Source organism: Sedimenticola hydrogenitrophicus, assembly GCF_029017505.1.
In the GTDB taxonomy this organism is placed as follows: domain Bacteria; phylum Pseudomonadota; class Gammaproteobacteria; order Chromatiales; family Chromatiaceae; genus Sedimenticola; species Sedimenticola hydrogenitrophicus_A.
The window spans coordinates 44,362-58,703 of the sequence record NZ_JAQGEI010000016.1; the positions used below are offsets into that span (position 1 = coordinate 44,362).

Genomic DNA, 14,342 nt, shown 5'->3' on the forward strand with positions numbered 1-14,342 from the left:
GCTCTCCAGCGGTATCTCGGCCCGACCGCTGCATGGCGCGCTCGTTGATATAGCGAAGCCCGACATACTCCTGGGTTGGCGGGTCATCATACCGTTTTGCCGGGATGAATTCATGTGACAATTCAATCATTGCGGCATTGCCCGGATCCGGGTAAGGACCTGTCCATAAATAACTACTACATCTAGCTGGTCTTTTCGTCCGCCTTTGGCGTTACGGCAAGAGTTACATAGAACGACTATGCGCGCCTTGCCGTGCGACGTGAACGGATTAACTAATGCCGCGGGGGCAGGGATGCCCGGGAGCGGCCTTGAAGGCAAACGCTCTTGAAGTTAAAAGAAAGCCCGGCGCAATATGCAGCAGTTATTTCCATCCAGGCCCTGAAGCGGGGCAAAATGCTATAGACTTAGGGAAACATCGATCCAGGGGAGTTTAAATGATACCGGTGATTCTTTCAGGTGGTTCGGGTACGCGACTGTGGCCGCTGTCACGCAGTCAGTATCCCAAGCAGTTCCTGCCGTTGGTGACGGACAACACCATGCTGCAGGAGACCCTTATCCGGCTGGAGGGTCTGGAGGGGGTCTCCGCCCCCATCGTGGTGTGTAACGAGGATCACCGTTTCATGGTGGCGGAGCAGTTGCGTGAGATGGGCGTAGAGGCGCAGGCCATCCTGCTGGAGCCGGTGGGGCGCAATACCGCGCCGGCGGTCGCCCTGGCGGCGCTGGAGGCCGTGGCCTCCGGGACGCCGGATGAGTTGTTGCTGGTGCTGGCCGCCGATCACGTCATTGTGGATATCCCCGCCTTTCATGACACCGTGACCACGGCCGCTCGGGCGGCCGCGGCCGACCGGCTGGTGACCTTCGGCGTGGTCCCCACCGGACCGGAGACCGGTTACGGCTATATCCGGCGGGGAGCGGCAGGCGACTGGGACGGCAGTTTCGCCGTCGAGCGCTTTGTCGAGAAACCCGACCTGGCAACCGCCAGCGCCTATCTCGATGCCGGTGACTACTACTGGAACAGCGGCATGTTCGTGTTCAAGGCGTCGCAATATCTGCAGGCGCTGAAACGGCATCATCCGCAGATGCTTGCCGCCTGTAACAAGGCCTATGAAGGCAGCAGACGGTCACCCGATTTTGTGCGCCTGGACAGGGAGGCGTTTGCCGCCTGCCCGGCCGATTCCATTGATTATGCAGTCATGGAGAAGACCGATCGCGCGGTGATGGTGCCCCTGGATGCCGGCTGGAATGACGTGGGCTCCTGGTCAGCGTTGTGGGAGGTGGCGAGCAAGGATGGTGAGGGCAATTCACTGAAAGGGGATGTGCTGAGTGTCGATACCCACAACTCCTTTATCCAGTCCGAGAATAAACTGGTAGCCGTGGTCGGGCTGGACGACATGGTGGTGGTGGAGACGGATGATGCGGTGATGGTGTCACCCAAGGCGCGGGTGCAGGAGGTGAAACAGATTGTCGATCTGCTGCGGGTCGCCGGACGCAGTGAGAGCGAGCTGCATCGCAAGGTGTATCGTCCCTGGGGCTATTACGATTCCATCGATATGGGGGAGCGGCACCAGGCGAAACGGATCGTGGTCAATCCGGGTGCCAAACTGTCGCTGCAGATGCATCATCATCGCGCCGAGCACTGGATCGTGGTCAAGGGCACCGCCAGCGTCACCCGGGGAGACGAGGTGATGCTGCTGACCGAGAACCAGTCCACCTACATTCCCATCGGCACCACCCACAGCCTGGAGAACCGGGGGGTCATACCGCTGGAGATGGTGGAGGTGCAGACCGGCAGCTATCTGGGCGAGGATGACATCGTCCGCTTCGAGGACCTGTACGGGCGGATGGAATCCTGAATCGGCTCCCGGTGAATCCCGGCGATAATTCCCCGGCTAAGCCGGGGGGGACTCGTCTGGTTTGACCTTTCCGTGAATCGCACGTCTCTGGATGACGGATGGCAAATGAACCCAATAGTTGCATTAATCATGACCCAATGATTTGTTTCACCCCGTTATCTGCCGGATGAAATAGATAGGTTGCATGATTTCCTGGAATGCACCGCTGGTGGAGTCCAGCATTGCACTCTGTAGGAGGCCCGCCCCCGGGCCGATTTCGCGGCGAGGCGCCGCTCCTACAGGTCGATTATTACAATGATCGGGTGAACTCTCGCCAAGACGCCAAGCACGCCAAGAAAAACAAATTTCCGCCTTTAAACTTTGCGCTCTTGGCGTCTTGGCGAGAGTAATGAACTTTTACCTATTCGGAGCCGGGAAGGCGCCGTGGATATGAAAAGTTGTTCAGCCACCTTGGGCGGCTCAGGCTGTTGTGGCGCCTTTGAGTCGCCCGCCCAATAAGCCCCCGGCCTCACCGGCATCCTACACTCGGGGCGGTCTGCCGCGAGTCGTCAGCTCAGCCGCTCCTGTATCTCCTTCTCCAGCGCCTCGAACTGCTCCCGGCTGGCGAGCGGCTTGTTCTTTCTGTCGGTGATGAAGAAGGTGTCTTCCGCCTCGGCGCCGATGGTGGCGATCTTGGCATTGATCAGCTTCAGGTGGCATTTGGCAAAGGCGTAGCCAACCTGGGAGAGCAGACCGGGGCGATCATCGGTCAACAGCTTCATGATGGTGCGCTGGTTGCCATAGTCCTGGACGAAGTCGATGCGCGTCGGCGTGGAGAAGTGCTTGAGCCGCCGGGGGATGCGCCGGGAGACCACCAGGTTGGCCGACTCCGGGGCGATGAGGGTCTCTCGCAGCAGGTCGCAGATCTCTTCCCGTCTAGCGATCTCCTCCACCGGGCTGCCGTCCTGTTCCAGTACCAGGAAACTGTTCAGCGTGAGGCCGGTATGGGCAGTCTCGATGCGCGCGCTGACGATGTTCAGGCCCAGCTGGTCCAGCAGGCTGGTGGTGATGGCGAACAGGTCGTCCCGATCCACGGCATAGAGGAAGATTTCGGTACCGCCACGGGTACTGGATTTGCGCAGCAGTACCAGGGGCAGTTGCGCGGGGGTGCTGGCGAGAATCATCCGGGTCTGCCAGGCGATCTCCTCCCAGGTGTGGTAGAGGAAGTAATCGATACTGAGGGTCGCCCAATGGGCGATCGCGGTGTCCGGGTCGATGCCTTCCGATTTCAGCAAATGCAGCGCCCCGGCCTGCTTGTTCTGCACGATCTCATCCCGCTCCTGGGGATTCTGCAGGCCGCGCAGCAGCGCCTGCTTGGTGGCGATGTAGAGCTCCCTGAGCAGGGAGTTTTTCCAGCTGTTCCACTTTTTCGGGTCGGTGGCCCGGATATCCGCCATGGTGAGCAGGTAGAGATAGTCCAGGTGCACCGGGTTTTTCACCATCTGGGCAAAGTCCCGGATCACGTCCGGATCGCTGGTGTCCTTGCGCTGGGCGGTGATGGACATCAGCAGGTGCTTCTCCACCAGCCAGGAGACCAGGCGGCTGTCATAGTCGCTCAGGCCGTGCAGCTTGCAGAAGTCCCAGGCATCCCGGGCGCCCAGTTCCGAGTGGTCGCCGCCGCGGCCCTTGGCGATGTCGTGGAAGATGGCGGCGATGTAGACCAGCTCCGGTTTCGGCAGTTTCTGCATGATATCGCTGCAGAGCGGGAATTCGCCCCGGTACTGGGGAACCGTCAGGCGCCGCAGGTTACGCACCACGAACAGGATGTGCTTGTCCACGGTGAACACATGGAACAGGTCGTACTGCATGCGCCCGACGATATTGGCAAAGGCGGGAATATAGCGTGCCAGGATGCCATAGCGGTTCATGCGCCGCAGTTCATGGGTGATGCCGACGGGCTGGCGAAGGATCTCCATGAACAGGCTGCGCGCGCGGATGTCGGCGCGGAAGTCGTCATTGATCAGGTGCCGGTGGCTGCGGATCAGCCGGATGGTGCTCGCCCGGACGCCGTTCAGTTCCGGGTGCTGCTCCATGACCAGAAACAGCTCCAGCAGCGCCAGCGGATACTGGGTGAAAATGTCCTTATGCACCACCTCCAGAAAGCCGCTGCGGGACTGGAAGCGGCGATTGATCGGCTTGGGTTCATCCAGGTGGCATTTCAGCAGGATCACCTCCTGGAACAGCTGCAGCAGCATCTCGTTCATCCGCCGCAGGCGCAGCGCGGTACGATAATACTGCTGCATGAATTTCTCGACTCCCAGCTCCTGCTTGTCATCCGTGTAGCCGAACTGGCTGGCCAGGGTGCGCTGGTAGTCGAACAGGATGCGGTCCTCGCGGCGGCCGGTCAGCAGATGGAGGGCGAAGCGGATGCGCCAGAGATAGTCCTGGCAATCCATCAGGTCCAGGTACTCCTCCTCCGTCAGGAAGCCATGCACCACCAGGTCGTGAATGGTCTTGGCGCCATAGTGGCGCTTGACCACCCAGCCCACCATCTGGATATCGCGCAGGCCACCGGGGCTCTCCTTGATATTGGGCTCCAGGTTGCTGATGGTCTCCTCGTAGCGCAGGTAGCGCTGTTTCTGCTCCTCCCATTTGGCGGTGAAAAACCGCTCACTTGGCCAGATGCGGTCCGGGCCGGTGGAGGCCTGCATCTGCTGGAACAGCGACTCCTGACCGACCAGCAACCGTGCCTCCATGATATTGGTGGCAACGGTGATATCCTGTTTGGCCTCGCTGATGCACTCGGCAACGGTGCGCACGCTGTGACCCACCTCGAGCCCGATATCCCAGAAGAAGGTGAGCAACTCGGCGAGCTTCTCGCCATGGCGGTCGGGATCCTGCTCATCCACCAGGATCATCAGGTCGATATCCGAGCCGGGGTGCAGCTCCATCCGCCCGTAGCCGCCCACCGCGATCATGGCCGCGTCCGCGTCGGCGGGCACTTTCAGTTTCCAGGCCTGGATCAGCAGGTTGTCGATCATCTGGGCGCGCAGCGGCACCAGGGCGGTGATCGGGTCCCCCTGTTCAAAGCGGGCCTTGAGTACCTGGTAGATCTGCTTGATGGCGTCGCGAAAGATGGGCAACGGGTTGGCGGCACCGTCCAGCCGCCCGGCAAACTGCTCTGGGTCGAATCGGGTCTCTGGGGTCATGGGCGGGTACCGGGTCAGGCGATGGACTGGGCAGGCTGTTCCCGCTCCTCGTCTCTCAGGGTGAGCACCTCATATCCCGACTCGGTGACCAGAATGGTATGCTCCCACTGGGCGGAGAGGCTGCGGTCCTTGGTCACCACGGTCCAGCCGTCCGGGAGCATTTTCACCTGCCTTTTGCCGGCATTGATCATGGGTTCAATGGTGAAGCACATGCCGGGCACCAGTTTGATCCCGGTCCCCGGGGCCCCGTAGTGCAGGACCTGGGGGTCTTCGTGGAAGCCGCGGCCGATGCCGTGGCCACAATACTCATGCACCACCGAATAGTTATGGGATTCGGCATATTGCTGGATGATATGGCCGATGTCTCCCAGGTGAGCCCCCGGCTTCACCTGGTTGATGCCGAGCCAGAGCGCCTCGTAGGTCACCTTGGTCAGGCGTCTGGCCAGGACCGAGGACTCGCCGACAAAGAACATCTTGCTGGTGTCGCCATGAAACCCGTCCTTGATGGTGGTGATGTCGATATTGATGATATCGCCGCTCTTGAGCCTCTTGTTCCCGGGAATGCCGTGGCAAACCTGGTGATTGACCGAGGTGCAGATGGACTTGGGGAAACCGCGGTAGTTGAGGGGGGCGGGAATGGCATTCTGCACATCAACGATATAGTCATGGCAGCGCCGGTCCAGCTCATCCGTAGTGACTCCCGGTTGCACGTAGGGAGCGATCATCTCCAGCACTTCAGCGGCCAGCCGGCCGGATACCCGCATCTTCTCGATCTCTTCCGGGGTTTTGATGATTACACTCATGTAGATACTTATCCTGTGGTGTCGTGGTTGCCCTGCCGTCCGGCCGGTTATCGGGCCTTACGCTATAGCTAGCTATTGTAAAGGTTAATTTCGCCTTATTCACCTCTACTGGTGCTGGGGTAGAAATACCCCGTTCTGGCAACAACGGCGGGGCGTGGAGTCCCCCGGGGCGGCGATGCCGATTGTCGCATGCCGGCTTCTGTGGTATAAAACGCGCCCCTGAATCGTGAGAACGCCAATTGGCGAACGGCCAGGGTCGGTGGGATCGGTTCCACCGAACAAATACACACACGTACCGACACAGCTGTCGGGGTGCCCGGGAAACCGGGTCGCCAGTTGGGGTATGTGGAGGACTAACCCGTACAATTCGGAGCAATACATGAGCAACATCTCGATGCGTCAGATGCTTGAGGCTGGCGTGCACTTTGGTCATCAGACCCGCTACTGGAACCCCAAAATGGGGGCCTACATCTTCGGTCACCGCAACAAGATCCATATTCTGAATCTTGACAAGACCCTCCCACTGTACAAGGAAGCCATGAATTTCATGGGCTCCCTGGCTGCAAACGGCGGTAAAATCCTGTTTGTCGGCACCAAGCGCGCCGCCAGTGAAACCATCAAGGAAGAGGCGGCCCGCTGTGGCATGCCCTACGTGAACCACCGCTGGCTGGGTGGCATGCTGACCAACTTCAAGACCATCAAACAGCGCATCAAGCGTCTGAAGGATCTCGAGGCGATGTTTGAAGATGGCACTATTGACCGCTTCAACAAGAAGGAGGCCCTTGGCCTGCGCCGTGAGCTGGAGAAGCTGGACCGCAGCCTGGGTGGTATCAAGGAGATGACCGGCCTGCCGGACGTGCTGTTTGTCATCGATACCGGGCACGAGGATATCGCCGTGGCCGAGGCGCGCAAGCTGGGCATTCCCGTGGTGGGCGTGGTGGACACCAATAACAACCCCGATGACATCGACTACGTGATCCCCGGAAACGACGACGCTATCCGCGCTATCCAGCTCTATGTGCAGGGTGCGGCGGCGGCCGTCCTGGAGGGGCGTGCCAGCGCGGCCCATCTCGGTGGCAAAGAGGGCAGTGTCGACGAGTTTGTCGAAGTGCCGGAAGAGAAAGCCAAGGCAGCGGAGTAATCCTTGCCGGCGTATTCCAGCGGGGAATCGGGCGGGTGCCGGTGTTAGCGGTACCCGTTCGTCGTCCGGCGGACGAGCCGGGCGCGGATTGGAACATTGAACGGATAGCGGCTACGTTGATCGGATGACCGTAACGGCCGCCCATTCGGGCAAGCTGTAACAGGCGCGGCGCAGCTCGCGCCAGCCACTGACGGCCCGGACCCCAAAACCGCTATCTTCTTACACTAGCTTTAAAATAAGCGAGGAATTACGAATCATGGCGATTACAGCCTCTCTGGTAAAGGAACTGCGTGAGCGTACCGGTTCCGGCATGATGGAATGCAAAAAGGCGTTGGTCGAGGCCGATGGCGATATCGACGCAGCGATAGAAAACATGCGTAAATCAGGACAGGCAAAGGCTGCCAAGAAGGCGGGGCGTACCGCCGCTGACGGCCTGATAGTCATCCAGATGACCGATGACAACAAAAAGGGTGTCATGGTTGAAGTCAACTGTGAAACCGATTTTGTTGCCAAGGATGAGAATTTCACCTCTTTTGCCAATGCCGTGGCGCAACGCGCCCTGGCCTCGGATGTGGCCAGTGTCGAAGAGCTGCTGAATGCCCCGCTGCACGACGGCGAAGAGACCACCGTGAATACTGCGCGTGAGGCGCTCGTGGTGAAGATCGGCGAGAACATGAATGTGCGTCGCTTTGAGCGCTTCGAGTCCGCCAACGGCCGTCTGTCCAGCTACAGCCACGGCGCGCGTATCGGCGTGGTGGTGGATATCGAAGGCGCTGACGACGAGCTGGCGAAGGACATCGCCATGCATGTGGCCGCCAGCAACCCGACCTGCGTCTCCGAGGAGCAGGTGTCTGCCGAGCTGGTGGAAAAGGAGCGCGAGATCTTCAAGGCGCAGGCGCTGGAGAGTGGCAAGCCGGAGAATATCGTGGACAAGATCGTCGATGGCCGGGTACGCAAGTATCTGTCCGAGATCACCCTCCTGGGACAGGCGTTCGTGAAAGACCCCGACACCACGGTGGAGAAACTGCTTGCCGGTGCCGGCGCCAAGGTCAACAGCTTCAAACGCTTTGAAGTGGGCGAAGGAATCGAAAAGAAACAGGAAAACTTCGCCGATGAGGTGATGGCGCAGGTTCGCGGTGAATAACTAACCAAAAACAGTCCCGGTCTCCCGGGACTGTTTTTTTGTCCAGGGATGGACTTGTGCCGCGGAGGCCATGAGGAGTGGTACAGGGATGTACCGATTACGGAGCCGAGGATGCCATGGCCGTAGTGGCAACCCCCGTGGTTGCCCGGACAAAGGGCAGGCACAGGGGCCTGTCCCTACGGGCCGCGGAGACCACGGATAGCCGGGTGTGGATTTGTCCAGATCCTCGACGTGGGATGCGCTGTCACTTATCCACCCTACCTTGGGCCTTCACCGGGTTGATGGCTCGTTGTGTATGTTAAAGATTAGAGAATTTGTATGGCTGAATTGATCTGCCGGCGCATCCTGCTCAAGTTGAGTGGCGAGGCGCTGATGGGCACGGGCAGCTTCGGGATCGATCCCGAGGTGATCGCCCGGGTGGCCGAGGATATCCAGGGGCTGGTCGATGCCGGCATCCAGGTGGGGCTGGTGATCGGCGGCGGAAATATCTTTCGCGGCGAGGGCCTGGCCAAGGCCGGCATGGACCGGGTTTCCGGTGATCACATGGGCATGCTGGCGACGGTCATGAACGCCCTGGCCATGCAGAACTCACTGTTGAAGCTGGGTGTGCCAGCCCGTACCATGTCCGCCATCGGTATGGAGCAGGTGTGCGAAACCTATGTACGCAGGAAGGCGGTGGAGTACCTGGATAAAGGCGAGGTGGTGCTGTTCGCCGCCGGCACGGGGAATCCGTTCTTTACCACCGACTCGGCGGCCAGTCTGCGGGCAATCGAGATAGATGCCGATCTGCTGATCAAGGCGACCAAGGTCGATGGGGTCTATTCGGCCGATCCGGTGAAGGATCCCGATGCCGAGTTTTATCCCCGAATCAGCTATGATAGGGCGTTGTCCGAGGGTTTGCAGGTGATGGACGCGACGGCGATCGTATTGTGTCGCGACAACGGCATGCCGCTGCGGATAATGAATATCAACACCCCGGGTGCCCTGTTGCGCCTGGTGAAAGGTGAGGAAATCGGTTCCCTTGTGGAGAGTGGAAATGATTGATGACATAAAAAAAGACGCGACTACGCGCATGGGCAAGAGTGTGGATGCGCTGGACCATGAACTGGCAAAGGTACGGACCGGCCGGGCCCATCCCAGTTTGCTGGACCATCTGACGGTCTCCTACTACGGTTCGGACGTTCCGCTCAGCCAGGTGGCCAATGTCACGGTGGATGATGCCCGTACCCTGGCCATCACCCCCTGGGAAAAGAACATGGTGCAGACCATCGAGAAGGCGATCATGAATTCCGATCTCGGTCTGAATCCCAATTCCGCCGGCACCGTCATCCGCGTGCCGCTGCCGCCACTGACCGAGGAGCGCCGCAAGGATCTGATCCGGGTGGTGCGCAACGAGGCGGAGCAGGCCCGCGTGGCGGTGCGCAATATCCGCCGGGATGCCAACAGCGAACTGAAGAACCTGGTCAAGGAGAAGCTGATTTCCGAAGATGACGAGCGACGCGGCCAGGAGATCATTCAGAAACTGACGGATCAGCACATCAAGGAGATCGATGAGCATCTGGCGGTCAAGGAGAAGGACCTGATGTCGATCTGATCCGGGACAGCGGGTAGCCAGGTCCAGGAGCGATATACAGGGGTCGGAGTCGGTTGGCGTCGCTATCTCAGGAGTCCAGTGCTGAGGTGCGACGCGAATTCGATTCCGACCCCTCAAGCTAATTCGACACAATGCAGCAGCGGACAGAGGATTCGGGTTTAATGGAGGGTGATGGAGTGGCCCGGATACCACGGCATGTCGCCATAGTTATGGATGGTAACGGGCGTTGGGCGCAGCAGCGGAATCTCCCGCGTCATGCCGGGCACAAGGCGGGCGTGAAGTCGGTCCGTACCAGTGTGGAGGAGTCGGTCAGGCACGGCATCGAGGTGCTGACCCTGTTTGCCTTCAGCAGTGAAAACTGGAAGCGGCCGGCGGGCGAGGTCTCGCTGTTGATGGATCTGTTCATGGTGGCCTTGCAGCGCGAAGTGAAGCGTCTGAAGCGCAATAACGTCCGGTTGCGGATTATCGGCGATCGCAGTGCATTTTCCGACAAGCTCCAGCAGCGCATCGCCGCCGCCGAGGCCGAGACCGCCGACAACGACGGACTGGTGCTGCAGATTGCCGCCAACTACGGTGGCCGCTGGGATATCGTCCAGGCGGTGAGGCGTCTCGCTACCCGGGTGGCGTCCGGCGAACTGACGGCGGAGCGGATCAGCGAAGCGGCCATCTCATCCGAGCTCTCGTTTTCCGACCTGCCCGACCCGGACCTGTTTATCCGTACCGGTGGCGAGCAACGGATCAGTAACTTTATGCTTTGGCAGTCCGCTTATACCGAACTCTATTTCACCGATGCCTACTGGCCCGATTTTGACGCGCGGGCCTACACCGCCGCCCTGGACTTTTTCGCCGCACGCCAGCGTCGCTTCGGTACGCTTGGGGAACAGCTGCCGACGACGAATCCCAACCCCTCGGATCCGACGGACTGACCATGCTGCTACAGCGAATCCTGACCGCCCTGGTACTGCTGCCGCTGGTGATCGCCGGGGTGCTTTATCTGCCGACCAGCGGATTCGCCCTGGTGTTGGCCGGGGTGATTCTGCTGGGAGCCGACGAATGGACCCGGCTGGCCGAACTGACCCGGCGCCCGCAGCGCATCCTTTATCTGCTGACCATGGGGCTGGCCATGGCCGCGCTCGGTGCGATCCTGCCATACCCGCTGCCGAGTCTGGCGCTGTTCGCCGCGGCCAGTCTCGGCTGGCTGGTGATCTCCGTGTATATCATCCGCTACCGGCCGGATCGGGTGGTTGAGCCGGGCCGGGCCGGCAAGCTGCTGCTCGGTTATTTTGTCCTGCTGCCCACCTGGGCGGCCCTGGTCTATCTGCATGGCGACGGTGCGCAGGGGCCGGCCCTGGTGCTGTACGCCCTGTCGCTCTCCTGGGTGGCCGATACCGGCGCCTACTTCGCCGGCCGGCAGTGGGGAAGGGTCAAGCTGTCACCCCATATCAGTCCGAAAAAGACCCGTGAGGGGGTCTATGGTGCCTTGCTGGCGGTCGGTTTGTGGAGTGGGGTGCTGATCTGGCTGCGCCCGGAGACGGGCACCCTGTGGCAGGTCGTGATCCTCTGCCTGCTGGTCTGTCTGGTGTCGGTGGTCGGTGACCTGTTCGAGAGCCTGCTGAAGCGGCAGGCCGGGATCAAGGACAGCGGAAACCTGTTGCCCGGCCATGGGGGTATACTGGACAGGATTGACAGTCTGACGGCGGTAGCCCCGGTGTTCACCCTGGGACTGCTGTTACTGGGAGGTGGCGGGTGATTGGCGTGACGGTACTGGGTGCGACCGGCTCTATCGGTATCAGTACGCTGGATGTGGTGGCGCGGCACCCGGACAAATATCGCATCGTGGCGCTGACCGCCAATCGGGACGTGGAGGGGCTCTATCGTCAGTGCCGGCAGCATGCGCCCGAGTACGCCGTCATGGCGGATGGCGATGCGGCATGCCGTCTGGAGCGTCGGCTCAAGGATGCGGGCTTGTCGATAGACGTATTGACCGGTGTGGAGGGCCTGGAGCATGTGGCCTCCATGGCGGGCGTGGACTATGTCATGGCGGCGATCGTCGGCGCCGCCGGTCTGCTGCCTACACTGGCGGCGGCCCGGGCCGGCAAGCGGGTGCTGCTGGCCAACAAGGAGGCGCTGGTGGTCTCTGGCGCGCTGTTCATGCAGGCCGTGGAGCAGGGTGGGGCGGAGATCCTGCCGATCGACAGCGAGCATAATGCGGTGTTTCAGTGCATGCCGGCCGATTTCCGCCGCGGGCTGGAACGGGTGGGGGTGTCGCGCATCCTGTTGACCGCCTCCGGGGGGCCGTTCCGCACGCTCTCGCTGGATCAGCTGCGGGATGTGACCCCGGACCAGGCCTGCGCCCATCCCAACTGGGAAATGGGACGCAAGATCTCGGTGGATTCCGCCACCATGATGAACAAGGGACTGGAGGTGATCGAGGCCTGCTGGCTGTTCCATACCACGCCGGATCGGATCAAGGTGGTGCTGCATCCGCAAAGCGTCATCCACTCCATGGTCGCCTATGCCGACGGCTCGGTGCTCGCGCAACTGGGCAATCCCGATATGCGTACCCCGATTGCCCACGCCCTGGCGTGGCCCGAGCGCATCGAGTCCGGGGTGGCCCCCCTGGACCTGTTCGAGGTGGCCCGGCTGGACTTCGAGCCGCCCAGCCTGGAGCGGTTTGCCTGCCTGCGGCTCGCCTACGAGGCAATCGAGGCCGGCGGCACCTCTCCGGCCATCCTCAATGCTGCCAATGAGATCGCGGTGGCGGCGTTCCTGCGCGGAAAACTGGGGTTTACCGATATCCCGTGGGTGATCGGTTCGGTGCTCGAAACCCTGCCGGGACGGCATGACGCCGATCTGGAGACCCTGCTTGCGGTGGATGGCGAGGCCCGCCGCCGGGCGGAACAATTGATCCGCGAGCGGGTCTGATTTAATCGCCATGACTTCATTTTTGTTTACCCTCTTATCATTCCTGGTTGCCCTCGGCATTCTGATCGCGGTTCACGAGTTTGGCCACTTCTGGGTGGCGAGGAAACTGGGCGTCAAGGTGTTGCGGTTTTCCATCGGTTTCGGCAAGCCGCTGCTGACCTTCCGGGGGCGGCCGTCGGCGCCTGAGGAGGCCTCCGGGGGTCGCCTCTCCGAGGCGGACCTGGGCACCGAGTATGTGGTCGCGGCCATCCCCTTGGGTGGCTATGTGAAGATGCTCGATGAGCGGGAGGGGGAGGTTCCCGAACGCTACCTGCCGCAGGCCTTCAACCGGCAGTCGGTGGCGGTTCGCTCGGCCATCGTCGCGGCCGGACCGCTGTTCAATTTTGCCTTTGCACTGCTGGCCTTCTGGTTTATCGGTGTCTACGGGGATACCGGGTCACGGCCCTGGATCGGCGAGGTGGCGGAGTCGACCATTGCTGCCGAGGCGGGGTTTGCCGCCGATGACGAGATACTCGCCGTGGGCGATACCCTGACGCCGACCTGGGAGTCGGCTGTCTACACGTTGTTGACCAATGCCACCTCGGGTGATGACGTGGGCGTCACGGTGCGTGATGCCGCCGGCCTCGAGCGGCTGCGCATACTGCCGGGTGATCGTCTACTGGTCCTGGCGGAGGATGGCCGGTTGCTGGAGCGTCTCGGTCTTGCGCCAAAACGGCCGGTGATCGAACCGGTGATCGGGCAGGTGGTAGCGGGAGAGACCGCCGAATCGGCGGGTCTCAAAGCGGGTGACCGGGTGCTCTCGATCGATGGCCGCGAGGTGGGGTCATGGTCCGAACTGGTCGAATATATCCAGCGCCACCCGGCGACCCTGGTGGAGATGTGGATCTCGCGCGACGGTGCCGAGCGACCGATCAAGCTGATTGTCGGGCAGACCAACCAGGGCGAGCAGACGGTCGGGCGCATCGGCGCGGGGCCGCATATACCGGAGGGCCTGTTCGACGATTACCGGGTGGAGGTGCGCTACGGCCCGCTGGAGGCGGTGACCATGGCGGCAGTCAAGACCGGGGATATGTCGCTGTTCATGCTAAAAATGCTGGGCCGGATGGTGATCGGGGAGATCTCCGTCAAAAATCTCAGTGGGCCCATCTCGATAGCCCAGACCGCGGGTCGGACCGCGAGCTTCGGGCTGACCCAGTTCCTCAAGTTCCTGGCGCTGGTCAGTATCAGCCTGGGGGTACTTAATCTGTTGCCGGTTCCCATTCTGGACGGTGGCCACCTGTTCTACTTCCTGGTAGAGGCGATCAAGGGGAGCCCGGTCTCCGAGGCGGCCCAGGCCTTCGGGCAGCGGATCGGACTGGTGATTCTGCTGGGCCTGATGACCCTGGCGTTCTACGTGGATATCGCACGTCTGTTCAATTCGTAATTAATTCCCCATGCCCCTTGGGTAGGTTCGAAAGTTTATTTATACTAGTGCACTTTTGGGGTCAGCGGGTGCTTGGGGAGGATGGGCTGATGTCGAAAAAGCTATGAATATCATAGTGATAGCATGATCACGTTCGGTTTGAAAAGCGATCGAATTTTACGGCCGCCATCTACCCTTTTTCATGTTGGGAGCGAAAACGGTGATCCCGGTTTCGCCAGGGTGAGGGGCTCGATTGTCATGGATAGACTTAAAAAACAAAACCTTATAAAGA

Annotated in this window: 11 protein-coding genes; 9 read left to right on the plus strand and 2 right to left on the minus strand. The window is 61.0% G+C overall.

Annotated elements, in window-relative coordinates:
- The first annotated feature begins 434 nt into the window (after positions 1-434).
- The gene (locus tag O9K64_RS11730; protein ID WP_275098258.1) at positions 435-1,853 is read left to right on the plus strand and encodes a mannose-1-phosphate guanylyltransferase/mannose-6-phosphate isomerase; all 1,419 of its coding nucleotides are present in this window, start codon (positions 435-437) and stop codon (positions 1,851-1,853) included.
- Positions 1,854-2,401: 548 nt separating this feature from the next.
- Here O9K64_RS11730 and glnD read toward each other — a convergent pair.
- Both glnD and map read right to left on the minus strand, forming a co-directional pair.
- Positions 2,402-5,041 (minus strand): [protein-PII] uridylyltransferase, encoded by a 2,640-nt coding sequence (gene glnD / locus O9K64_RS11735; protein ID WP_275098259.1) that lies wholly within the window; start codon positions 5,039-5,041, stop codon positions 2,402-2,404.
- Between the two features lie 14 nt (positions 5,042-5,055).
- A complete protein-coding gene (gene map, locus O9K64_RS11740) occupies positions 5,056-5,844 on the minus strand; it encodes a type I methionyl aminopeptidase (protein WP_275098260.1) in 789 nt (262 codons plus the stop codon).
- 394 nt (positions 5,845-6,238) lie between these two features.
- Here map and rpsB point away from each other — a divergent pair, with 394 nt between their 5' ends.
- The 8 genes from rpsB (at position 6,239) to rseP (ending at position 14,071) form a co-directional block, all read left to right on the plus strand.
- Positions 6,239-6,985, plus strand: a complete 747-nt coding sequence (gene rpsB, locus O9K64_RS11745; RefSeq protein ID WP_275098300.1) for a 30S ribosomal protein S2 — start codon at positions 6,239-6,241, stop codon at positions 6,983-6,985.
- A 256-nt stretch (positions 6,986-7,241) separates the two neighbouring features.
- A complete protein-coding gene (gene tsf, locus O9K64_RS11750) occupies positions 7,242-8,129 on the plus strand; it encodes a translation elongation factor Ts (RefSeq protein WP_275098261.1) in 888 nt (295 codons plus the stop codon).
- Positions 8,130-8,447: 318 nt separating this feature from the next.
- Positions 8,448-9,173: a UMP kinase gene (gene pyrH, locus O9K64_RS11755; protein WP_275098262.1), complete on the plus strand. Its 726-nt coding sequence runs from the start codon at positions 8,448-8,450 to the stop codon at positions 9,171-9,173.
- Positions 9,166-9,723, plus strand: a complete 558-nt coding sequence (gene frr / locus O9K64_RS11760; RefSeq protein ID WP_260292889.1) for a ribosome recycling factor — start codon at positions 9,166-9,168, stop codon at positions 9,721-9,723. The genes pyrH and frr overlap by 8 nt, the downstream gene beginning before the upstream one ends.
- A 161-nt stretch (positions 9,724-9,884) precedes the next feature.
- On the plus strand, positions 9,885-10,649 hold the full coding sequence (locus O9K64_RS11765) for an isoprenyl transferase (protein WP_275098263.1): 765 nt from the start codon (positions 9,885-9,887) through the stop codon (positions 10,647-10,649).
- A 2-nt stretch (positions 10,650-10,651) separates the two neighbouring features.
- Entirely contained in the window at positions 10,652-11,473 is an 822-nt protein-coding gene (locus O9K64_RS11770) for a phosphatidate cytidylyltransferase (protein WP_275098264.1), read from the plus strand.
- Positions 11,470-12,648 carry a 1-deoxy-D-xylulose-5-phosphate reductoisomerase gene (ispC, locus tag O9K64_RS11775; RefSeq protein WP_275098265.1) on the plus strand — a complete coding sequence of 393 codons (1,179 nt, stop codon included), beginning with the start codon at positions 11,470-11,472 and terminating at the stop codon, positions 12,646-12,648. Before O9K64_RS11770 ends, ispC begins: the two co-directional genes overlap by 4 nt.
- Before the next feature lie 10 nt (positions 12,649-12,658).
- Complete coding sequence (gene rseP, locus O9K64_RS11780; protein WP_275098266.1) at positions 12,659-14,071, plus strand: RIP metalloprotease RseP; 1,413 nt, start codon at positions 12,659-12,661, stop codon at positions 14,069-14,071.
- Positions 14,072-14,342: the final 271 nt, after the last annotated feature.

Coding starts and splice junctions, on each gene's coding strand:
- rpsB (WP_275098300.1), top strand. CDS start 6,239: ATGCGTCAGATGCTTGAGGCTGGCGTGCACTTTGGTCATCAGACCCGC.
- frr (WP_260292889.1), top strand. CDS start 9,166: ATGATTGATGACATAAAAAAAGACGCGACTACGCGCATGGGCAAGAGT.
- O9K64_RS11730 (WP_275098258.1), top strand. CDS start 435: ATGATACCGGTGATTCTTTCAGGTGGTTCGGGTACGCGACTGTGGCCG.
- pyrH (WP_275098262.1), top strand. CDS start 8,448: ATGGCTGAATTGATCTGCCGGCGCATCCTGCTCAAGTTGAGTGGCGAG.
- tsf (WP_275098261.1), top strand. CDS start 7,242: ATGGCGATTACAGCCTCTCTGGTAAAGGAACTGCGTGAGCGTACCGGT.
- O9K64_RS11770 (WP_275098264.1), top strand. CDS start 10,652: ATGCTGCTACAGCGAATCCTGACCGCCCTGGTACTGCTGCCGCTGGTG.
- glnD (WP_275098259.1), bottom strand. CDS start 5,041: ATGACCCCAGAGACCCGATTCGACCCAGAGCAGTTTGCCGGGCGGCTG.
- O9K64_RS11765 (WP_275098263.1), top strand. CDS start 9,885: ATGGAGGGTGATGGAGTGGCCCGGATACCACGGCATGTCGCCATAGTT.
- rseP (WP_275098266.1), top strand. CDS start 12,659: ATGACTTCATTTTTGTTTACCCTCTTATCATTCCTGGTTGCCCTCGGC.
- map (WP_275098260.1), bottom strand. CDS start 5,844: ATGAGTGTAATCATCAAAACCCCGGAAGAGATCGAGAAGATGCGGGTA.